At 31.0% G+C, this 20,851-nt stretch carries 22 protein-coding genes; 7 read left to right on the top strand and 15 right to left on the bottom strand.

Annotated elements, in window-relative coordinates; all coding sequences use genetic code 11:
* Positions 1–3: 3 nt before the first annotated feature.
* The 6 genes from G551_RS0102105 to dndC are packed head-to-tail and all read right to left on the bottom strand — an operon-like array spanning position 4 to position 6,473.
* On the bottom strand, positions 4–1,344 hold the full coding sequence (locus tag G551_RS0102105; RefSeq protein ID WP_027884012.1) for a DGQHR domain-containing protein: 1,341 nt from the start codon (positions 1,342–1,344) through the stop codon (positions 4–6).
* 1 nt (position 1,345) lies between these two features.
* Complete coding sequence (locus tag G551_RS0102110) at positions 1,346–1,816, bottom strand: hypothetical protein (protein ID WP_027884013.1); 471 nt, start codon at positions 1,814–1,816, stop codon at positions 1,346–1,348.
* A 4-nt stretch (positions 1,817–1,820) separates the two neighbouring features.
* Complete coding sequence (locus tag G551_RS0102115; protein WP_027884014.1) at positions 1,821–2,621, bottom strand: restriction endonuclease; 801 nt, start codon at positions 2,619–2,621, stop codon at positions 1,821–1,823.
* 8 nt (positions 2,622–2,629) lie between these two features.
* Positions 2,630–3,028, bottom strand: a complete 399-nt coding sequence (locus G551_RS0102120) for a DndE family protein (RefSeq protein WP_027884015.1) — start codon at positions 3,026–3,028, stop codon at positions 2,630–2,632.
* A complete protein-coding gene (gene dndD, locus G551_RS15260) occupies positions 3,012–5,111 on the bottom strand; it encodes a DNA sulfur modification protein DndD (RefSeq protein WP_051191192.1) in 2,100 nt (699 codons plus the stop codon). Before dndD ends, G551_RS0102120 begins: the two co-directional genes overlap by 17 nt.
* A gap of 3 nt (positions 5,112–5,114) precedes the next feature.
* Complete coding sequence (gene dndC / locus G551_RS0102130; protein WP_189394875.1) at positions 5,115–6,473, bottom strand: DNA phosphorothioation system sulfurtransferase DndC; 1,359 nt, start codon at positions 6,471–6,473, stop codon at positions 5,115–5,117.
* Positions 6,474–7,336: 863 nt separating this feature from the next.
* On the opposite strand from dndC, the gene G551_RS0102140 reads away from it, so the two are divergent.
* From G551_RS0102140 to G551_RS0102165, 6 genes are all read left to right on the top strand, one after another.
* Positions 7,337–8,380 (top strand): hypothetical protein, encoded by a 1,044-nt coding sequence (locus G551_RS0102140; RefSeq protein WP_027884018.1) that lies wholly within the window; start codon positions 7,337–7,339, stop codon positions 8,378–8,380.
* A gap of 18 nt (positions 8,381–8,398) precedes the next feature.
* A complete protein-coding gene (locus G551_RS0102145) occupies positions 8,399–8,917 on the top strand; it encodes a hypothetical protein (RefSeq protein ID WP_027884019.1) in 519 nt (172 codons plus the stop codon).
* Positions 8,918–9,253: 336 nt separating this feature from the next.
* A complete protein-coding gene (locus tag G551_RS0102150) occupies positions 9,254–9,769 on the top strand; it encodes a hypothetical protein (protein ID WP_027884020.1) in 516 nt (171 codons plus the stop codon).
* Positions 9,770–9,988: 219 nt separating this feature from the next.
* Positions 9,989–11,062 carry an RHS repeat-associated core domain-containing protein gene (locus G551_RS16110; RefSeq protein ID WP_027884021.1) on the top strand — a complete coding sequence of 358 codons (1,074 nt, stop codon included), beginning with the start codon at positions 9,989–9,991 and terminating at the stop codon, positions 11,060–11,062.
* On the top strand, positions 11,062–11,577 hold the full coding sequence (locus tag G551_RS0102160; RefSeq protein ID WP_027884022.1) for a hypothetical protein: 516 nt from the start codon (positions 11,062–11,064) through the stop codon (positions 11,575–11,577). The genes G551_RS16110 and G551_RS0102160 overlap by 1 nt, the downstream gene beginning before the upstream one ends.
* 790 nt (positions 11,578–12,367) lie before the next feature.
* Positions 12,368–12,685, top strand: a complete 318-nt coding sequence (locus G551_RS0102165) for a hypothetical protein (RefSeq protein WP_156876738.1) — start codon at positions 12,368–12,370, stop codon at positions 12,683–12,685.
* A 42-nt stretch (positions 12,686–12,727) separates the two neighbouring features.
* Here the strand turns inward: G551_RS0102165 and G551_RS16340 are convergent, their stop codons facing one another.
* From G551_RS16340 to G551_RS0102180, 3 genes are read right to left on the bottom strand one after another with little or no spacing between them, the layout of a single operon-like run.
* Positions 12,728–13,501 carry a tyrosine-type recombinase/integrase gene (locus G551_RS16340; RefSeq protein WP_084626360.1) on the bottom strand — a complete coding sequence of 258 codons (774 nt, stop codon included), beginning with the start codon at positions 13,499–13,501 and terminating at the stop codon, positions 12,728–12,730.
* Positions 13,465–13,758 (bottom strand): hypothetical protein, encoded by a 294-nt coding sequence (locus G551_RS0102175; protein ID WP_027884025.1) that lies wholly within the window; start codon positions 13,756–13,758, stop codon positions 13,465–13,467. The genes G551_RS16340 and G551_RS0102175 overlap by 37 nt, the downstream gene beginning before the upstream one ends.
* Before the next feature lie 11 nt (positions 13,759–13,769).
* Positions 13,770–14,501, bottom strand: a complete 732-nt coding sequence (locus G551_RS0102180; RefSeq protein WP_027884026.1) for a toxin-antitoxin system YwqK family antitoxin — start codon at positions 14,499–14,501, stop codon at positions 13,770–13,772.
* Between the two features lie 266 nt (positions 14,502–14,767).
* Here G551_RS0102180 and G551_RS16920 point away from each other — a divergent pair, with 266 nt between their 5' ends.
* Positions 14,768–15,004: a transposase gene (locus G551_RS16920; protein WP_084626361.1), complete on the top strand. Its 237-nt coding sequence runs from the start codon at positions 14,768–14,770 to the stop codon at positions 15,002–15,004.
* Positions 15,005–15,115: 111 nt separating this feature from the next.
* Here the strand turns inward: G551_RS16920 and G551_RS0102185 are convergent, their stop codons facing one another.
* From G551_RS0102185 to G551_RS0102210, 6 genes are all read right to left on the bottom strand, one after another.
* Entirely contained in the window at positions 15,116–15,994 is an 879-nt protein-coding gene (locus tag G551_RS0102185) for a hypothetical protein (RefSeq protein WP_027884027.1), read from the bottom strand.
* 11 nt (positions 15,995–16,005) lie between these two features.
* Complete coding sequence (locus G551_RS16115) at positions 16,006–17,127, bottom strand: RHS repeat-associated core domain-containing protein (protein ID WP_027884028.1); 1,122 nt, start codon at positions 17,125–17,127, stop codon at positions 16,006–16,008.
* Positions 17,128–17,202: 75 nt separating this feature from the next.
* The gene (locus tag G551_RS0102195) at positions 17,203–18,642 is read right to left on the bottom strand and encodes a type IV secretory system conjugative DNA transfer family protein (RefSeq protein ID WP_027884029.1); all 1,440 of its coding nucleotides are present in this window, start codon (positions 18,640–18,642) and stop codon (positions 17,203–17,205) included.
* Positions 18,639–19,673, bottom strand: a complete 1,035-nt coding sequence (gene mobB / locus G551_RS0102200; protein ID WP_027884030.1) for a MobB family relaxase — start codon at positions 19,671–19,673, stop codon at positions 18,639–18,641. The genes G551_RS0102195 and mobB overlap by 4 nt, the downstream gene beginning before the upstream one ends.
* Positions 19,639–20,271: a BfmA/BtgA family mobilization protein gene (locus tag G551_RS16120; RefSeq protein ID WP_051191194.1), complete on the bottom strand. Its 633-nt coding sequence runs from the start codon at positions 20,269–20,271 to the stop codon at positions 19,639–19,641. The genes mobB and G551_RS16120 overlap by 35 nt, the downstream gene beginning before the upstream one ends.
* A 375-nt stretch (positions 20,272–20,646) precedes the next feature.
* A complete protein-coding gene (locus G551_RS0102210) occupies positions 20,647–20,844 on the bottom strand; it encodes a hypothetical protein (protein WP_027884031.1) in 198 nt (65 codons plus the stop codon).
* Between the last annotated feature and the right edge of the window lie 7 nt (positions 20,845–20,851).

Raw genomic sequence — 20,851 nt, forward strand, 5'->3', positions numbered from 1 at the left:
AACTTATTCATTTTCTAATTTTCTAAGTTCGATTAGTCTTTTATCATCATTATTTGAAGGTGGCCAAATTTTTAACGACATATCTAAATAAAAATATTTTTTCCCTCGTTGATTAAATGAATATCGGTTTTGATCACTAACATCTAATTCTTGAATCTTATTAAGATAATTTTCATAGAAGAGAGAATGAGCTTTTTCATAATCTAATTTTTCTTTTATTGAAGTTTCATTTAAAATATCAACTAAAATTTCTAATAGAGCATAATAGCCAACAGTAGTATGCAAAATATTAGAAGGTCTATTATTATCTTTAAAATCCCAAAGATATTTATCATCTTGCTCAAATACATTTCTTACTTCATTGAAATAGAAGAATAGAATATCTGATATAAAACCATCTCTATCTGTCGCATAATACTTACGAAAAGGTAATATTCTATTTGATTTTTCACTTCTTTTAAGTAAATCTTTTCGTTTTTTATAACGATCATTTTCAGATTCTCGTAAACTTTCAGATATTAAATTTACAATAGAGCGAACCATTGTTGCTTGTGACAACGGTGGATTATTATTTCTTCCATAACTACCTCCATAAAGCTTTATTCTTTTATAGAAAGGCGATTTTGGATGACCATTTAAACTTAATACAATTTCTAAAGCTGTTTTTTGAGGCGTATCATCTGTGTCTAAACCAAATAAACTATACACCAAACTTTGTGACACTCTTTTTTGAGTTCGATTAATAGTTGAAAATATCATAGCTTGATATTCTAAAGTCTTATTAATAAAGAATGTAACTACTAGTTCAATGTTTAACAAATCTTGAAGTCGTTCTTTGAAATAATTTAACTTTTTTTCTAATTCTGGCGATGATTTCCCCCTTAAAGTAGTTATTAAAATTTCTATATCACTTTTCAATCTCTCTATAGCTATTTCTATTCCTCTAATTCGGTGTTGCCCATCAATAATCGAAATAAATACATCTCCCCCTTTTTTTTCAATTTCCGAAAAAACCTTTTGATCAAGCTTTATATCAACAAAATTATTCTTTTCATTTTCATTGTATTCATCAATGACTTCTTCAGGTATATGTAAAACTATATTTGTAGGGAAAGTGGCATCAGGATCATTAATTAAAAAGTCCGCAATCTTATTGGCTCTTGCTTTCTCAATTTTCCGCTGAATTTGTTTGTTATAAATAGGCTGATCATTTTCATCGAAACCAGTTATTAATCGCTGAGTATAACGAGTAAATTTGAAAATATTATTAATAGAATAAACACCAATTAGGAAATCTTGTTTATTCTGTTTTACCGGTAATGCTTGTATATAATTATTTTTCATCCTACCAATTTTCACTATGCTTCTTTTTAACGTCATTCCTAACATCTTGATAGAAAGTTTCACCTTCCCAATTATTATTCCACCATAACCCCAATGAGATCAGTGTACCAATTACTGATGTGGTAATTGCTAAAAAAAAGTATTCATTCGCAGTTAAAAGTATGGTTGCAACCACTAATGCAATCGCAACTATAATCATAAATATTATAGTCAAAAATCTATTAATTATTTCCTCGCTATGAGATGGTTTCTGCAAAAACTTGATTTTATTTATCACACTATCTAAACAACCTGAAAAATAAATAGATATATAATATGTAGTAAACAATATGGGTATTTCACTTTTTTTCACTCCATTACCAATTAAACACGGCAACCAAATTCCGATAGTACCAATTAAAATAATTGCTATCCAGAAATATTTGGTTTCCTTAAGTTTAAAATTAAATATACTTTGTAATTTATGTTTCATATATCTATTTCTGTAATATCAAATCTATTGCACTGGTATAAATCGGCAGCTCTTCTTTTTCTACACCAAAATTTTTATCGATCATTAAATCGATTATTCCGTTACCATCAATTAAAATAATAGGCACTGCGCCGGTTTGAAAAGAGCTATCTTTGGCTTCTTTAGAAAATCTAGAGGTGGTGAAAAAAATACCTTGTTGAAATTTGCCCTGAATATCACCGCGAAACTGGCTTATCTTTGGCCTGCCTACTGTTTTATTCCAGCGTTTACACTCAAAAGCTACCGGCATAGTTGCCAGCCCAATTTTTAACTCTCCAAATCCATCTATCCCCCCATCTCGAGTAGTTTGGGTTACTTTTACATTTTTAAATCCGTAAGCAGTTAGTAATTCTCTACAGAATATTTCAAAATCAGTAGGGTCTATATTTGCCAATTGTTTAAGAATCGTTTTCTTAAAATTAGTGGTATAACGTTTATGAAGCTGTACAATTTCTTGGTATTGTTCTTTTTCTCGTTCCTGTGATTTATTTTTAGTTTTCTCTAATTGTTTATGAGGCACATCTTTGATCCAGAACGTACCATCATCTAAAAAAATAAAATATTTATTTTTTTTGGCAGAAGGAAAATCGATATTCACGCTATGCCTCCTTAACAGTGTACGCACAATGTGTTCGGGATCTTGTGCTTTAAAACGATATAAATCGTCTTCAATAATGCGGTTGTAGATTTCTTTCACCCGTAAAGGACGGTTTTCTTTCTGAAGTACCTCTAAAATCGCCTTTTTTATCGTAGCTCCCTTTTGCATGTATGTTTTTATTCCTTTAACTGTGTGATGCCCTGCCCTATTAATTCTACCAAAAAGTCAAAGCCTTCTAAATTTTGCTGATTGCTTAACATTTCATCAATAAGCGATAGACCATCGTCTACGTGTAATTTCACATATTTAGGCATATCTGGATTATTGATATGTATTTGATAATGTAATGCTAACATGCCTAAATAATAATCAGCTTCTTTACCCAGTAATACCTGTTTTGCATACTCTTTACCTCCGGAATCTTTAAGGTCTTTGAGATTAAGTATTCTATCTTTAGAAAGTGAATATACTAAAGCGATACGAGAAATCATATTTTCTGTTCCTAAATTTAAACGCTGTGTTAATTTAGCTACTACCTCTCGGTTTGCCTTACTCGTTTTAATGTGAGGAAACATATGTATTATTTTTAAATTCTACAAACAATCTATTCTTAGGAACATTATTTAATACCGAACCATCAGGATGATTCTCAATTAAATAGGCTTGCTGTAAATTAGGTTGAATAGATTTGTATTCTTCCTCTGATAACTCCTTTTCTAATAGAGGAAATAAAACTACCTGTTTCGAAATTGATGGATAAAAATCTTTAATAATATTTTCAGCGTGAAATTTGTCGAATTTTTGCAAAGGACTATCGATAAATACAGGAAACTCTATACCCGATTCATCGACCAAAGCTTTTAGTAATGCAGTAGCATATAATTGCTGTTCTCCTTTAGATAAAGTTTCTTTGCCTATAATTTGCCCTTGATAATCTAGCAGATCAATATCCATGATATCTTCTTCTATACGAATTTGAATATCATGAATAAATTGGTTTTTATGCATTAACCTTTGTAACCCTAATAATAATGATTTTTGTAATGAGAACTTTTTATCTTGTTTAATGCGATTGATAATCAAATTTATTTTATCAAGAAGTTTTTGAGTGACCGTAAATTTCTTTTTATCGGTTTCAGCAAGGTTAAACTTCATCTCAAATTCTGATAACAATTTTAAGTTAGAATTTTGTTGTTGCTGTAGTTTTCCAAACTCTAAAACCAACTTATTTTTTTGTTCATCTAAGCGGTTTAATTGTTCTTGATTTTCTTCTTTTGCTTCTCGGTATTTTTTTGCTAAGTGATTCCCTTTACGAGCTTCAGCTTGTTTAATTTTTCTTACTACTGTATTTGATAGAATACGATTGTTTTTTTCTTTTTGAACAATATGATTAAATTGTTCTAAATATGTAGAATTTAATGTTGAATATAAATCTTGAAATTCACGATAACGTTCTTCTGTAAATTCTAATAAAATATTGCCTTCTACGCTTTCATTTTCCTTATTTTGCTGTTGCTGTACAGATTCTTTTATCTTTTCCTGTAAAGCTTTCCATTGCTGCTGGTCTAAATTTAACGTATTTAATTTTTCTAATAGGCCCTGAGCAAAATGGTTAATTTCTTTATCTAGAATTTCTTTATTAAGCGAGCTTTCACTAATTTTCTGTTCTAACTCTAATTGATTTTTTAGGCGAAAAAGGTGTTTTCCTGAAATTATTAATGGAGCTAAATCTAAAGACCTTCTTAACTCTGCTTTAATTTCTTTAGATTCATTTTTAAGTTGATCCCGATCCCCTTTTAAAGCCTTTAACTCTTCCAAGGTAATACTATTTCCCTCCCGAATTAATTTTTCTTGAAGCTCATCATTTTTTTGACGAAGAGTGGTAATTTTTAAATCAATTTCATCTTGTTGTTCTTGATTATAATTAATGAGATTTGATAATTCTTCTTCTTTTGTTTTGTATTGTTCTAATTTTTGTTGTTGTTCTGGAGAAGCACCATTTCTTCTTAATCTAGAGAGTAAACTTTCGAGGTTCTTTTTTAACTCCTCATATTTTTTAATTCCTAAAACCTCAGAGTAAGCCTTACTTAAATTTCTAAGCTCCATTTTAGATTTAGCTTCTGCTAGGCTCACGATTTTCTCTGCATCGAAAAAAAAGAATTTAGCAATTTCCCGAGGCAAAATAAAATCATTAATAAAAACTTCGTAACCTACTTCTTTCGTTAATTCATTCTCATCACCATCAATCAGAAGGCTTAAATTTTCTTCATTATTTTCTAAATTAAAAGAACGTTTGATTGTTATAGTTCTACAAGGAATTGAGGGAATTGAGAGATTGGTAAGTGTTATTTCTACAAAAAATTCTTTGTCTTCTGTTTGCCCTTGAACATATTCCTGTCTAGCATTTTTATTAAAAGTTTCTTGTAAGTATTGCTCGTAGCCGCCAGAGTTTTTTATTTCTTTGCGATATTTATCTTCTACCTGCGCCATCAATCGTCCATAAAAGCCCCAAATAAGTGCAGTTAAAAATGTGGTTTTTCCGAAACCATTTTTCCCGGCGATTATAGTGATATTTTTCAGCTTATCTTCCGTAAATTTGACAGTGTTTTGCCCTTTATAAATTCGGAAATTATGAAAGGTAATATTGCTAATTCTCATAATTTACTTTGGATTTACGAAACTTTCTATACGACGTTCAACATCATTATGTAACCCATATTTTGAAAGCATTAAACTCTTTGTTTCCTGTAAACTCAATAAATTATCAATAAGATGGTAGTATTCCGGTTCTTCGGCACAAACTTCTTTGAGAATACGAGATTCGATCGCATTCAAATTTTGAGAATTTTGCGTACTTATTTCTTTATTATAAATTTCCCGATAGATTTTACCTACATTATAATCAAAAATAAGATCACGGTTCCAAGTTACTTGGATGGCTATTAACTCTTGATTAGTAATTAAATTGATATGCGGACGCTCTTCTTGCAAATCTCTTTGAATTTCTAATAAACGTCTTAATAAATGAGCACGATACCAAGGATAATACGGACCATATTTTCGACCATCATCGGTAATGGCTTCGTTACCATTTCTACTTCTAGGCATCCGTTTATCTTGGTTGTTACGCTCATCTTGTAGTTTATTACGAAATTCTAATAATGGTAACATCCACTCTTGGCCGTTATCTATTAATGCTGACATGGATTTGTCTTTTTTAACGACTGTACACGTCCAACATCCAAACCTACTTTGCCCACAAGAAGTATGCTCTTTGTTTGTGACTACTGTAGGGCATTCATAGTCGTCTGCACTAGCATCTGCATAAATTTTAAAAAGTACCGAATTATCGAAACCCCAAGGAGAAGGAACTGAATTTATAATATACCAAATTTCTTCTAGCATTAAATCTTTTATAGGAGCATAAACATAGGTATTAGCAGTAGAGTTGTGTTTTGATAAACGTTTACCTTTTATCTCGTGCTTTTTCATAGAACGTTCACGAGTTTTACTTTCCTCATATCGAGTACCCAAAAGTACAATAGCCTCACCTTTTTCATCTATCTGTTCTAATAAGAAATCTGAAGTAGGTTTTATTTTTAGCTTTGTTGTACACCATCTAAATTGATTGTTAGGAACCGGGTAGCCTTTACCTAATACATTAATCCAAAAAGATTCTTCTAATTTTGGCGTCGTTTTTCTTACAAATACTGGTAAATCTTGATCTCTTGCTTCTTTATCAATTTGTGATAGTACATCTTCTACATACGAAGCGATAATAGGATTTTCTACCATCGTATCATTACATACTACATATACCGGCCTTCTTAATTGAAATGGTGTTGGATGTTCTTCTCTAATTCGTTTTAATGCTATCCAAACTAAACTTAATAATACTGTTGAGTCTTTACCGCCACTAAAGCCTATGATCCAAGGTCTTTCAGAGCGATCGGCAAAGGCATATTGATCGATAATCTCTGAAATTACATTTTCTATTCTCGCACTAGGTATTCTTTTCATTGCCGCTTTCTTTCTTCGTTAAAGGTAGAAAAAAAGTTGTCGTAGTGACAACATTTAGCTTGCAAATATAGGTGTTTTTTTAACAGTGTTATTCACTTTATTCACTGCAAATGGTTTGCTTATAAAGAAGTCTATAAGCTTTTAAACCCCTACAAATTCATCTGCCAATACAGCTATTGCTTTATCTAACCGTATACCTAAACGATTACAAATCCCCTTTTAAATCTAATATTGCCTGATCGCTATTTTTTGATTTATGCCATAAGGTAGTATTGGGCATAGCGTAGGTTTTACCAGTTCCATAATACCAGTTATCGTAATACCCTAATGCTTGCATCGCTTCTTTCACGTCTGTATGATGTCGATCGATATCATAAGAAATCACAATATTTCCTCTTTTTTTCCCATTTTTATATTTTTAAAAATTGTACTGTAAAATTAATGACTCTTGATAACTTGCACTTACGGAAAACCATAACTAGTCAGATATTTCTACCATTTCACTATTTTTTTAGAAAGTTGTACTCTATAAGTAACCTCTTCCCTATTTTTTTTAATACTTAGAGCATCATCATTAAAAAGCTTAAAGAAATTCTTGAGTACTCAGAAAAAGTAATAACTATAAGTAAGCATATTTTTAACTCTAAAAATGTATTATTTTTAAATTAACATTTAAATTCTTTAAGAGAATATCGTACATTTCTTGATGAGATATTTCTCACATTTTAATAAATTCCAGTAAAGAAAATAAAATTTTAATTATATATTTATGTATGAAAAATAACCAAATTAGGTTATAATCAGCTTTTATTTAATTTTTAAAGTTGATATAAGTTATTTGAAATAAATGTTTTAGACGTTCAATGATTACTATCCTTTTGGGGATGCTCTTACCCGGACGCCACGGGAACACCAGCGATTACCGCTACGGCTTCCAAAAGCAAGAGATGGACAACGAGGTTAAAGGTGAAGGAAATAGTTCTAACTTTAAGTATCGAATGCACGATCCAAGGGTGGGAAGGTTCTTTGCTATTGATCCTTTGAGTGCTAAATATCCTTGGAACTCGCCTTATGCTTTTAGTGAAAATCGGGTTATTGATGGAATTGAATTAGAAGGTAAAGAAATTTTGTTGGGCCCCCTCATATCAGATGGCTATACAAAATTAATTAAAGTAGCAAAATCTTTTGATAAATATATTAACGATGTAAGTCAGGGATTTGTTGAACATGGTGCAAAAGAACTAAAAGGAACAGTAGAGGGAGCAATTTATATCTCTACCGGAGAGGCTTATAGAGATGCTCAGCCGATTATTAATGCCGGTAAAGATGTTTTAATGCAACCTCGCTTAGCAACAGTAGATCCCAATATGGGACAAGATGAAATTGATGAATTTATAAGAGTTACAGAGCCTGTTGTTAAAAGATCCGAAGCTGTAGTAAAAGATGCTTATACAACTACTAGAAAAGCATTTGGAGGTGATGGAAAGGCTGGTGGGGCTGTTTTGTTCGAAGTTGCAATGTTTTTTCTTGATGGAGATGAATATAGGTTTGCGCCTAAAATCCTTAAGAATATAAATTGGAGCTGGAAAAGTAAACCAACTTTTGGTCATACTTTCACACGACATGGTCAAGGAAGTAAGATTACACAAAAACTACAGGATAGAGCTAAAGCTCCGAACCAAAGCTCAAGACAAGGGCAATGGTTAGATAATAATGCAGCAGCTGAATGGATAAAATCTAAAGTTGAAGGTGGTGAGTTCGAAATAGGTAAAGCTTATGATTTTGATGATTTACCAGATGGAGTAGGTCAAATAATAGATGAATCTGGAGATATTGTTCCAACAAATAGTGCTAGAATTATTATTAACTCTCAAGGTAAAATATCATCGTTTCCTGTTGATAAGTAACCTTAAATTGATTATTATATGAAATATGATTTAATTTTGGAAGAAAAGCTATCGAAAAATAATTTACATAAAAAGTTTATATATGATGAAAGATTAGATGATTTTTCATCAATATCTAGTGATATTGCAGATATTTTTTCTGAGGAAAATATTAAATTTTCTTTAAAATTGAACTCAACTATCTTACCTGTCGAAATGTGGGGTGATTTTCCTTATTTTCTTGATGATTTGATTGGCTATGTTGATTTTCTTTTTTTAGAAAACGTAAATAGTTTTGTTTATTATTTAAGTAATCAGGGGATAGAAACTAATATAGATTTTCATAAGAATAGAGAAATAGTTAATATTACAGAAAAGATTTTTTTAAAATCTAGTTATCTGATTAGTTTAAGAGAATTACAAAAAGATATTGTATTTTTTTTTGATAAATTAATGGAATTGATAGAATATTTGATTCCTAATATGAAAAAAAATATTTGGTTTAGAAATTGGGAACAGAAAATAAGAGACAAGATGATAGATAGTTCTAATTTTTAATTTCCAGTTAGCACGAGCGAGTCTATTTATTCTCTGAAGTGAAGCAACATTTTATTAAAGAAGTCTTTAAACTTCTTTTTAGTAAGCATATTATTGATAACTTTAAGGGTAGTTGTTTTATCTTCTTCATCCAGATATTTAATTAGATTAAACTACTCTACATTACAAAAGCATATCATTATTTGGAACATAGTGAGCCACCTGTACAGTTTTAAATTAAGCCAATAAACAATCGTTTCTGTTTGAAATTATAAATAACCTTTTTTCAAAAGAAAAGATTGCAAGTATAAAAATTGAATATTTTAGAATTACATACATTCAATATTCCTCAAGCTTTTGGTGTATTTTTCGTGTTCTACAGAGCAAGAAAATATAAAATTTGAATTTTTAGATAGAAGTAATTCCCATATATCATTTCTTGATTTATGTGGTGGTGAAACTAAAGACGAATATGTAAATATTTCCAGAAAATCTAAGGATTCTATTGTTTTATATTTTGAAGGATTTAAACAAGGTACAAAGTTACCAATTAATACGGATAAAAAGGAATATTCCAAATTTATAACTAAAGATTCATTAATTCATCAAAAATATTTGGACTATATGATTGTTGATAAATCAGGTTTAATTTCCAGTTCTTATTTAAGGGTAGAGATTAAATATTATCTGCCTGATTATCCAGAATATAGTTATGATTATAAATTTATAATAGACAATATAGATGACAGGATTTTAAATAGTAAGTCAATAGTATTAAATATTAATAAACGTAATAATAAAAATTATGTATTGTTAGGGTATAGCAGTGTAGATGAAGTCAAGTATGATAAATTAAAAAAAAAAATGCGCTGAAAGTATAAAAAATGTTAATAAGAATTTATAAACAATTAATGAGGATTATACAAAATAGAAGCTCGCTTAAAAATCTATCGTAAACAGTTGTTTTTTTTATACTTCAAAGTACAGTTATGATTTTTTAAATAAGCTCATGTCTTTTATTTAGGAGAAGCGATTGGATAATTTTTATCTTTAAGCCTAATTTTTTCACAAAAATTGTTTTATCCTTTTGGGATGCTCTTACCCGGACGCCACGGAAACACCGGCGATTACCGCTACGGCTTCCAAGGGCAAGAGATGGACAACGAGGTTAAAGGTGAAGGAAACAGTATAAATTATAAGTTCAGAATGCACGATCCAAGGGTTGGAAGGTTCTTTGCTGTGGATCCTCTTGCATCCGGATATCCGCATAACTCGCCTTATGCATTATCAGAGAACAGATTGATTGATGGTACTGACTTAGAAGGTTCGGAGTTTGAAGGAATTTGGACCTCCAGAATATATTTATGGTGGAAATACGGAAGAGGAAAGAAGAAGAGTAAGGGTGTTACTGGAATGCAGAAAATTTTAGAAGGTACCGGCCATACTTTAACTCTTCCTACTATGAATAATGGTAACATTCAGGAGAAGAGATTAACTGAGCAGGAGAAAACCTTGATGGTATTGGATGGTGTTTCTGATTTGGCTCAATACGCTATTATAGATCCAACGGAAATGGGATTAGAGTTAATCGGTTCAGTGCCTGGCGTCGATACAGCTATGGATCCTATTTTGGCTACTTATTATACAGCTAAATATCTTCGAACAGGGGATACTGATGACGGGCTTAGTGCAGGTTCTTATACCGTAGCATCTGTAGTGCCTTTTGCAAGTGGAATAATAATAAAATATGGTTCTAAAAGTGCTAAAGGAATTTACAAAACTGCAAAAATATGGATGCCTAAAACTACTGATGCAGGAGATAGATTTGTTGCTAACTTAGCCAATATTATTGAATTTAGTCATCCGAATAAAATAAAAGCAATAGATGCTGATATTACAAATTTAGGACTTAATTCAAGAACAGATATAGATATTAATATTGATAATGCTATTTGGATTGAAGTTAAAAAAGGATCTAAAATATCAAAATGGCAAGTCCAGAAACAAGTAAAAGCAGCTGCTGAAGAGAATATGGAATATATATATTATACAGGGGAAACATTATCTAATCAACAAAAAAAGAATTTAATTGATTGGGGTGTTAAAGAAGAAAATATTATTGATAATACAGCAGATTTAATAAATAAAATAGAACCAAAAAAATAATGTCAGGATTTGATTTAACAGTAATAGTTCGCAATAAAAAAGTATCTAAGACGAGTAATTTTTTTTCTGATTTGAATTTTTATAAAAAGAAAAAATCTAATTCATTATTTAATAGTGAATTTTCGATAAATAATCAGTTTAATGAAGGAGGTGAAGAGATTTTTATTTACGATAATTTTTACATTCAATACAATGGAGAAATAGAAAATTATGGTTATCCCGAACATTTCTGGAAAAAAACGATAGATAAAATATATAACCCTCAGTGTACTGTAAACATAAGTAGTATGTCTAGAGATTTTGGGAGTCTGTATGTTATTTTAAAGCATTTAGAACAATTATTATTAGAAGATTATCAATTTTATATTATTTCTAATAATTTAAATGACGAAATAAAGGAGAATTTTGAAAATTCTGATAATTTGCTAAGGATTGAGAAGGATGAATTTTTATTTTCTGAAAAAATATTCGACTATATAATTAGAAATAAAATATCCAATTTTATTGGATATTAATGGTACCCCAAATAAGGGTAGCTTTTTTATGCGTAGGTACTGTACTGTAAGCCTTAATACTGGAAAGGAAGCAGCAGAAAATAAAAAAGTTATGCACTATATTTTATAACAATTAAAAGCTAGAGTTCCAGAGTTTTACAAATATCAAAAGTTTTCTATACTCTCAATAGATTTTGATAGATCAGGAGAATATACTAACGAATTAATATTGCAATTATTTGAAGGGGAAAAGTTGAAATGAAATAATTTTAAAAAATATTTTCTTTTTCCTAAACGAATTATTTACTGATAATACATATAATTTAATTAGTGTTTAAATATTTGAATTGTTGATAGAAACTAAATATGGTTATGACATTGCAAGAAAATACATGAACAATGAAATGTATTTTTATTTATTAAAGTAATATCCATATAGAAAATATAGAGATGCTTGGGACACTTCTAATAATTATACAGATGATGAATATCAGAAGATATAAAATCTTCCAGATATTGTAGATGAATAACATAAGAAGCTAAAGTTACCCAAAAGAGGTAGCTTTTTTGTTTTTCAAGAAGAATACGCTTTTTTAGCTTTAAAGTCACGGATAAGGGCATCGATCACCATAAAGATCCTATCCCTTTCCCCGTCGTTAAGTTTAGATACTTCCTAGATACGTTTTAAAGCTTGTTTATCGAGTTCCAGAGCCGTTTTGCCTACCAGGTAATCAGTGGATACATTTAGGCTTTCAGCAATTGAATAATAATTATTTAAAAATATAATTTAATGTTTTCATGTTATCCGAAATTGAATAAGATTACAATTAAATCTTCAAATTTAAAAGAATTTTTATCTATTTATATAGAATTAGGAATAATTTTCACTGAATCTATTAATAATAATAACGGTACTAGGATTTATTCTTATACAGAAGGTGATTTGGTTTATGAATTAATATCTGTTGATAATAAAAATGACGCTACAAGAAATATTAAATTACCTTTCAAAATTGATGATTTTGAAGGGTTTTATGAAATTCTAAATGATATCGGTATCAAAAAAATTGAAATTGTAAAAACCTCAATTTTCTCCAGAATGTTATTTGCTGATACCGATGGAAATTAAATTGAATTGTATGAAAAATAATTCTCGAAAAACACCTTAATATTACTCTAAAAGTTGTTCGTGTACTTTATCTATTTCATTATCTATGTACACTTGCGCATAATTTACATAACGATTAAAAGAAGAACTTGAAGGACTATGTCCACTAATTTTTCTTACCAAATGTTCTGGCATACCCAGAATAAGTAAGGTGGTAATGGCGGTTCTTCTCATCATATGTGAACTCATTTTATCGTAAAATTTTAAATCTCGTTTATCTTTGATAAACGAATTACCTAACTTTTCTCGATGATAATTAATAGGTTGATCAAAATGAGCTTTTTTTCCAATTTCTTTTAATGTACGATTAAATATAAACAAACTAATAGGTTTAAAAAGTTTATCTTTTTTTTTATTAGTTCTGTATATATTATAAATTTCGATAGCATATGCTGGAAGTTTAATGCTTGTTTCTACTTTCGTTTTAAGGGATCTCGTTTTTAGGTAAAAACCTCCGTTTCGATTTTCAACGTTTTTATTGGTTAAATTATATAAATCAGAAAAGCGTAGCCCCGTGGTGCAACCAAATACAAAGGCATCTTTAATGCGTTGTTCTGCTAAAGTTAGGGAGTTGTGAAAACCTTTATCGTGGATTAAAAATTTTAATTGATCTGGTGATAATACATAAATCTCTATAGTTTCTTTGCGAACATAAAATAACTTATGATAAGAACCCGTAGAAATAGCTTGATCGTTGGCTAACCAGTTAAAAAATGTACGAATGTGTTTAATATTTGCGCCTACATAATTATCGTAACATCCTTTTTTATATAAAATCCAGTAAAATTTTTATAGAACTTTTTCCAGTAATTCTTTTCAGAAATTCGCTCTCGTTTAGTTAATTTAGCATAATCACAAATTCGAAGTTCAATGTTTTTTTGATCACAAAAAGCCTTTAAATTATTATAAGTATAGTAATAGTTGGCTATTGTACCAGTTTTAATTTTCTCTCCGTTATTCTTTAGACGTTTACCATTCTCACTGTTTTTTATAAATAATTGAAATAATGGGAGTATTGCTATTTCTTTTTTCATAAGAAAAATGCCTATTTTTTCTTAGCTTTTTCAGATTCTTTGTTGCCGAATATCCTTTTAAAGAAACCCTTTTCTTCTTTTTTAGGTTTGTTAATTTCTGTATCCTTATTTTTTTTAGAGAATAATTTTTTAAAAAATCCGCGATTTTTTAAAGTATCAGTTTTTGAAGAGGGTAATGAATCCCTCTTTTTAGAACGGAAAAGTTTCCTAAAGAAACCACCCGATTTAGTGCTATCTATTTTTTTAATAATAATTTTACCACGTTTGTATTTTATTGTATCATTAAATTTATAATTGATCCACTTACCATGCTTTTCATTTTTTTTAAATTTCCCGGTAAGCACTAGGTTTCCTAAAGAATCAAACTCTTTATAATTTCCATGTCGAAGCCCCTTTTTCCAATTAGTGATCGATTTAGTTTGTCCATTTTCAAACCAAGTATACCAACGATCCTTTTTTAATCCCATATCAAAGTAGCCTTGCTCTGCTAATTGATTAGATTTAAAAAACTTTTTAAACTCTCCATCTAATACTTGACCGCCAGACATACCCTTACTATTGTGTACTTCTCTACTTTTATACCAGAAATATACTTTATGCTCCTTATATTTTTTTAAATTCTTAGAGGCTATGTAACATTCTATATCATATTTACCTTCTCTAATTATTTTTTTTTGAGTACTGGGAATGGTGTGAGCAAATAATAGCAGAATTATAGAAACAAAAGTAATTTTGTACATCATATATAAAAAAGTTATGGAAAGTAAATTAATAAAAAATTTTTAATTTGGATTATTCTTAATAATTAAATTTAAATTTTTTATTTTTTCTGTATAGGATTTTGAGAATGTGTCAATTGGTTTTTCTAAAGACTTCAGGGAAGATTACAACAAATATCATCTACATGAATCAATGAGAAGAAAAAAAACAAATCAGGTATATAAATAATTTACATTGCGAATAGACCCAGTAAAAAACAAACAATTGTGTAATTTAGAGCTGTCCGAAAATGGGTAAGTCTTCAGAACAATTCTCACAGTATTTTGAGTACACAACACCCGTTAGAAAGATCATTTACATCACCAATACCGTAGAGGAATTCCATTGCCAAATCAGGAAAGTTACCAAAATCAAAGGAGCATTTACTAATGATATGTCACTGCTAAAGCTGATCTACTTGGCTACAAGGAACATCGAGAAGAAGTGGACAGCTCCTTTGCATAAATGGAGCCTTACAATCCAGTAATTTTATATTTAATTTGGAGACAGAATACTACTGGATATAAACGCCAATTCCACTGGGGCTAGCCCCAGTAGAATTGAAAGATCAGACAGAGTTTAATTTACAGACCCAGCGCTAGCGGGGGATTTTTTTTAATTCAACATTTTCAGGAATTGCCTCGCAATTATACTTTTCCACACGTATTAACTTACCTCGCTTTGAATAATATAACCACTCACCATCTTTACATACTTTTAAATCTTCAGTAAGTATAAATTTTTTTTTAGATTTAATATTACTATTAGAATAATATTCATAAACTAATCCTGAATAAAAATAAAAAGTGTTATTCTGTGTAGTAAAAATATCACCTTTACTTTTTAAAGAAAGTTCGTTTTTATAAAACGATAATATGAAACCAAAGTTTAATATCGTTTCGTTTATGTCTTCAACAAAAACAATACTATTTATCATGTTATTTTTTTCGTTAAAGGTTATATTAAAAAAACCTATATCCTTAAAATTAAAAGATAAGTCTCCCGGTTTTTTTGCATTTTTAAGATTACTTTCATATAAATATTCTTTTACTTCCATATAATTGTCAAAGTCTAAAATAGTTGCATTGATTTCTGTAATTTCAATGTCAGAATTATACAAAATCCTAAAACAAAATTCTTTATCAATAACAACAACTTTAATAGCATCAATATAATCGACATTCTTATCAAAAGATTTTTCGATATACACATTAGTATTCACAAAAGTTCTTACAGAACTCAATTTATTATAACCATTATAAATTGAATCAACCACAAAAATATTTTTATTTTGAAGACCTCCTGATCTAATCACTTTTCTTTTTAATCCTGTAATTGGATCATATTTAAACTGAAATGGATGAAAAATTGTGTCTTTTTCAATAGATAGCGAATAGTCTTTGTTTTGTAACACAAATCTTTGTGAAGAAGCACAAACACTATATAATAAACTTAATAGAATTAAATATAATTTCATTTGCCCATTTATTATTTTTTCTTCTTAAATTCAAAATCAGTATTTGTAGTTCCACTACTAACATTACCTCTTTTTAGCTTTATTCGATTTTCATCAACCCCTTTTTTGATTAATTCTTTTTTGATTGCTTCTCCTCTATTATCAAGCATTTCTCCTGCTGTCAAATCACCGCTTACTTTAGTACTCTCTGTAGTGCCTTCTGGATATGCAGCATTAGTAGTAATTTCAATAATATTATCTTTTCCAGCTTCTTTAATTACATTGTCAATATTTGAGCGATAATCACTTGTTTCCTTAAAATCAGCAGTATTAGAGTCAAATTTTATATCTAAAGAAATAAAATTTGATTCTATATCTCCTACTATAATTATACTCGATTTTCTCCGTTTTAGTTTTACATCTACTGTTTGTAAAGATATTCCACCCGTAACTCTGTTTGGTGATGGTAAAATTCCTATAATTATTCCATCATCAACATATTTTTTATAATCAGCTTTATTTACAACAATTGAATATTTTCCTTTCTCATTGAGATTTCCATTAATCAAATTAAAAGGTCTTACATGTGGATTTTTTTCACTATTTGTTGAAAACATCTCATCTAATTCTTGATATTTATAACCAAAATCATCATATTTTTCATTACTGTCCAAATTATGAATTATTAATTTACCTTGATTTGAATTATAGTGAACCTCCCTATCAACACTAACTCTGAGATAAACAAATTCTTCATCTTTTTGTAAAACTCTATAATCTAACTCTTCCAAACCATCTAAATCTACAGATTCAATCGGCTTATTACCTGCAAACTGATAGGGAGTATACCATGGGAAGCTTTTAAATAATGGATCTTGAGATAAAAACCTACCTAGTCTGGGGTCATAGATTCTAAAACCATAATCAATTTGTAAACCTTCCCCTTTAATTTCATTATCAGCCTCTTTCCCATTAAACCCATAGCGGTAGTCCGAGGTGTTCCCGTGGCGTCCGGGTAAGAGCATCCTATCTTGCATGTCATAATAGTCATCCATTCTTAAAAAAAAAGTATAAGAATTTAGAATTAAATAACAGAAAACACCTACTATAAGTAGAAAAAAAACTGAATAGTAAAGCGAAGCAGCTTTTAACATCAAAAAGTTAAATTTTTATTATAATAAAATAGAAATATAAATATTTATCAATAAAAACCAAAATTAAAGTTAAATTTAATTTTTAAAAATATTGTTTAGATCTTCATAAATACTTCTATAAATAATTGTCTGTCTTTCTAAACTAACCTCGAATTTTGTTCTCCTATCCTCAATATTGATTTTTTCTAAGCTAAATCTTATTTTTCGATCCTTCCCATCAGCAAAAGCGATAAACTCCCCGGCTTTGAGTTTAAAGAACTCGTGAGCCCTCCGTTTCGAAACCTCTTTCTCCCCTTTGGTTACCCTACTTTGTAAAGTTAATCCACTACTTTTGCTCACACTCTTGGTAGGAGATTTAATGATTTCAAAAAAGCGCTCATAATACTTTGCCGTATCGGGATCATTCACCTTTCCGAAAAACTGATAAGATAGATTACTCAGAATCGCCTTACTCGCCTTATCTCCGTAAAGCATATCATTTTGTATCTTATCCTGCATCACATAGATCGTTGCAATATTATAGCTCCGAAGAGTTGCCGGAATACGGTGCATATGTGGTAATTTGATGGTGGGAGCTTCTTCCATCAATAGAAAAGATCCCTCCCGCTGGCGAACACTCATCTGCTTGGTAATGGTATGAATAATAGTGGCAATAATCGGGGAATAAGCAGATTCGTATTGCGGATTGTTACTAATGGAAATCACGGCGTGATGTTCAACTGCATTGATATCTAAGGGAATCTGATCAGCGGAGAGCATATAAAACATTTTCTGAGAGCTGATTTTTTTAAACGCATTAGCAAGTGTACTTTTAACTCCTGCGGTTTGCTTTTCAGAATCAATCCCATTGATAAATGCTCCTGCCATACTTTTTGCGGTGAGATCACTACTTAGAAAAGCCACCAGACTCTTTGTATCCAAATACTGAAACACAGCGATAAGATGGGGTAAACTACAATACTGCGGATACCTTGATTTCAGTTTCCAGATAAGTGCTGCCAGTAACCCTTCCACTGCATCTGTAAAAAAACGATTGCTTCCGCTCGAAGAAGATAGATTTTGTTCTAACAGATTCTCCATTAAAACTTTCGCCACTTCATTGACACTCTCTTCATTCGGCAAATACCGAGGAGCGATGGGATTTACTCGGTATTGAACCCGATCAAAAGAAACAGGATAAAAGCGCACTCCTGCAGCCTCAAATAAAGGTAGAGCAATCTCGGTAAGTTCCTGATCTTTATAATCGTGAATCACCCCAGAAAATTTATACTTGCTAAAATGCAGCAACAAATTATAAACCACACTAAAGGTTTTTCCGCTTCCTGCAGCTCCGATGATCGAAACCCCTTTTCTAATATCCTGAATTTTAAAACGTCCTCCTCGAAGCTTAAGTTTTACTTGATATTTTTCAGGGACTTTTGAGGTGCTTCTTTCGGTAAAGAGTCCCCAACAAATCACTCCCAAAAACAAAAGAGGAGCTACATAAACGAAAAGGTAAGCAATATCTATACTCATAATTCAATAGATCCGGAATGGATGGCTTTTGTAATCCCTTTTTTAAGCTTCGCCATAATTTTTCCGGCGAGCTGAGAGGAAGTCAAGGGAATAGTTGTTAAGGGTAATTTCACTCCTCTTTCTTTTAGCAGTTGGAAAGCTATTTTCTTCTCTGGTGCAGGAAGCCGAAGAAGTTGTTTAAAATACCTCTCCGGATGTTTTAAAAAAGTATTTCGAGCTTGGTAGCTTTCCACATAATTTCTTCGATAATTGAATTTCCGATCAAAAACTTCTTCTGCCGCTTTAAAAAATTGATCCCGATCGAAACCTCGTTTCACTTCTTTCCCGTGAAGCATAGTCGTTGACGCTTTGTACCTACTCCCAGGAGAAAGACTATACCGATTAGATCGATCTTTTCGACTCACCAGCACGTGAATATGGCGCTGATCCCCTTCCTTGATCATTCCCTCCTCGATCATCTTCCCTTGCTGTTGATGCGGCGATTTTTGCTGAAGTTCCCGAATGCTTTGCTGTTTCGTTTGAATACTTCCTTCCATCTCCCCTTTTTTGATGAGTACCATCTCATGCTGTAAACGAGCAATTTTTTGAATATAAGGTCGATTTTCCCGAACAGCCCTATCGGTACCTTTATACCTACGCTGGTGTTCTAATTTTGCAAAATAGAGAATATCATCCTTAGTAATTTTACGTCCCTCTATTTCCCGATGAAAAGCCTTGGCATAGTTTTCCATAAGGCTTCGGGTATAAGCTTTTAAGGCGGAAGGCTTATCAGCAATATGTGCCAGTTCCCTCGCACTGGGATTGATTGTGATCGAATAAAATTTAGGCTCTTTTTTCTTTAGTTTAGCCGTGTTTTGATCGATAGACACTTTCACCTCTTCTGCAGAAATTTTATCATCATATGGATCAAAAAACGCCTCCATTTCATTTTGGGTTTTCCCTTGATTTTCTTTTTCCAGATAGTCTACAAAATCACTGGCACTTTGCAGGTAATGACTACCGAGTTTCTGTGGTGTGATGGTGATATACATACTCTATTTTTTGTTGAATTTTCTCCCATTGTTTCGGGGTCATTTCCAAACGGAAATAATTCTTCCCTAATCCAGGTTTGATGTAGCGAACATTAGATGAAATAGCCGAATATAATTCATAAAGCATCTTACTTCTCTCCTGTTCACTATGATAGGCGATTTCCCAAGAGGAAACTTCCGGAACCTCCCGGCTTGGAGCTTCCTTTTCCACCTTTAATTCAGGAATTTCCTTACAGGAAGACGGGTTGAATAATTCTCTTTCCTGAATATCCGGGGTATTCTCATCGGTAGCCGCTACCTGTTCGAAAAGCAATTGAAGCATAGCCTGAGTAGGCTTGGTTTGCCTTTTTTCAATATCTTTAATAATAGCGATCATTGCATTCATTCTTTTTTTTAACCTACGCTCCAAGGTATCCATATTATTCCCTAAAGATTCATAAGGAGAAAGCTGGTGTGTGTCAAAAAATCGAAGCATAGCCTGGAGACTATCACTATGAGAAGTCCTTAATTTCTTGGAGAAAATCCGGAACTGATCCGCCACCTCTTTTTTAAAATTAATCGCTGAAAACTTGTACTTTTTAAAAGGTTTAGGTTCCATTTGCTGTAAAAATTACCCGATATTTAAGGCTCACGAAGGTATTTGCTGCAAAAACAGGCAAGTACACAATCTGACCAATCACCGCACCCCCTATCCCTAGGCGATTTCAGAAAAAACATATCGCTATAACACCGCTCTGCGTGTTATCCTCTTGCTTTTCCTTTTCGTCCCCGTGGGGGACAAAAATTCAAACCTCCGGCAGTCACCGAAAACCACGAATTAAAACTTATTTATTTGGTCGTTCAGGAAAGTCAAATCAAAAAATAAAAGGACCAAAACTTCTATCTTTTAATGCTTTAAAGATACGAATTTCAGTCTATTAAACATTAAAAAAAGCCCTCATTAAATAAGGGCTTTTTTGTTGTTATTTAGCAATTACATCTTAAATACAAAATGATAAGTATATAGGTTTCGTATGGCTTCCTCTTCTAGGAGTTGGTCATAATTCACATGGTTTTTCTGAGCATAACTCATCAATTCTTTACCATAACGTCGATGCACTTCCTTTTTAGAAATTGAAATTAAGTGTTCCTGTGTTTCGCTATCGAGATTCGTATAATTTAAATAGATCATAAACGAA

Source organism: Mesonia mobilis DSM 19841, from assembly GCF_000423405.1.
Lineage (GTDB): Bacteria > Bacteroidota > Bacteroidia > Flavobacteriales > Flavobacteriaceae > Mesonia > Mesonia mobilis.

What these genes read in the sequence shown, in the direction of transcription:
- G551_RS0102120 (WP_027884015.1), bottom strand. Translation starts at nt 3,028, where the DNA reads ATGTTTCCTCACATTAAAACGAGTAAGGCAAACCGAGAGGTAGTAGCT.
- G551_RS16110 (WP_027884021.1), top strand. Translation starts at nt 9,989, where the DNA reads ATGCTCTTACCCGGACGCCACGGAAACACCGGCGATTACCGCTACGGC.
- G551_RS0102160 (WP_027884022.1), top strand. Translation starts at nt 11,062, where the DNA reads ATGTCAGGATTTGATTTAACAGTAATAGTTCGCAATAAAAAAGTATCT.
- G551_RS0102180 (WP_027884026.1), bottom strand. Translation starts at nt 14,501, where the DNA reads ATGATGTACAAAATTACTTTTGTTTCTATAATTCTGCTATTATTTGCT.
- mobB (WP_027884030.1), bottom strand. Translation starts at nt 19,673, where the DNA reads ATGTATATCACCATCACACCACAGAAACTCGGTAGTCATTACCTGCAA.
- G551_RS0102140 (WP_027884018.1), top strand. Translation starts at nt 7,337, where the DNA reads ATGATTACTATCCTTTTGGGGATGCTCTTACCCGGACGCCACGGGAAC.
- G551_RS0102175 (WP_027884025.1), bottom strand. Translation starts at nt 13,758, where the DNA reads ATGAAAAAAGAAATAGCAATACTCCCATTATTTCAATTATTTATAAAA.
- G551_RS16920 (WP_084626361.1), top strand. Translation starts at nt 14,768, where the DNA reads ATGGGTAAGTCTTCAGAACAATTCTCACAGTATTTTGAGTACACAACA.
- dndD (WP_051191192.1), bottom strand. Translation starts at nt 5,111, where the DNA reads ATGAGAATTAGCAATATTACCTTTCATAATTTCCGAATTTATAAAGGG.
- G551_RS0102145 (WP_027884019.1), top strand. Translation starts at nt 8,399, where the DNA reads ATGAAATATGATTTAATTTTGGAAGAAAAGCTATCGAAAAATAATTTA.
- G551_RS0102115 (WP_027884014.1), bottom strand. Translation starts at nt 2,621, where the DNA reads ATGCAAAAGGGAGCTACGATAAAAAAGGCGATTTTAGAGGTACTTCAG.
- dndC (WP_189394875.1), bottom strand. Translation starts at nt 6,473, where the DNA reads ATGAAAAGAATACCTAGTGCGAGAATAGAAAATGTAATTTCAGAGATT.
- G551_RS16120 (WP_051191194.1), bottom strand. Translation starts at nt 20,271, where the DNA reads ATGGAACCTAAACCTTTTAAAAAGTACAAGTTTTCAGCGATTAATTTT.
- G551_RS0102210 (WP_027884031.1), bottom strand. Translation starts at nt 20,844, where the DNA reads ATGATCTATTTAAATTATACGAATCTCGATAGCGAAACACAGGAACAC.
- G551_RS16115 (WP_027884028.1), bottom strand. Translation starts at nt 17,127, where the DNA reads ATGTTAAAAGCTGCTTCGCTTTACTATTCAGTTTTTTTTCTACTTATA.
- G551_RS0102105 (WP_027884012.1), bottom strand. Translation starts at nt 1,344, where the DNA reads ATGAAAAATAATTATATACAAGCATTACCGGTAAAACAGAATAAACAA.
- G551_RS0102195 (WP_027884029.1), bottom strand. Translation starts at nt 18,642, where the DNA reads ATGAGTATAGATATTGCTTACCTTTTCGTTTATGTAGCTCCTCTTTTG.
- G551_RS0102185 (WP_027884027.1), bottom strand. Translation starts at nt 15,994, where the DNA reads ATGAAATTATATTTAATTCTATTAAGTTTATTATATAGTGTTTGTGCT.
- G551_RS0102110 (WP_027884013.1), bottom strand. Translation starts at nt 1,816, where the DNA reads ATGAAACATAAATTACAAAGTATATTTAATTTTAAACTTAAGGAAACC.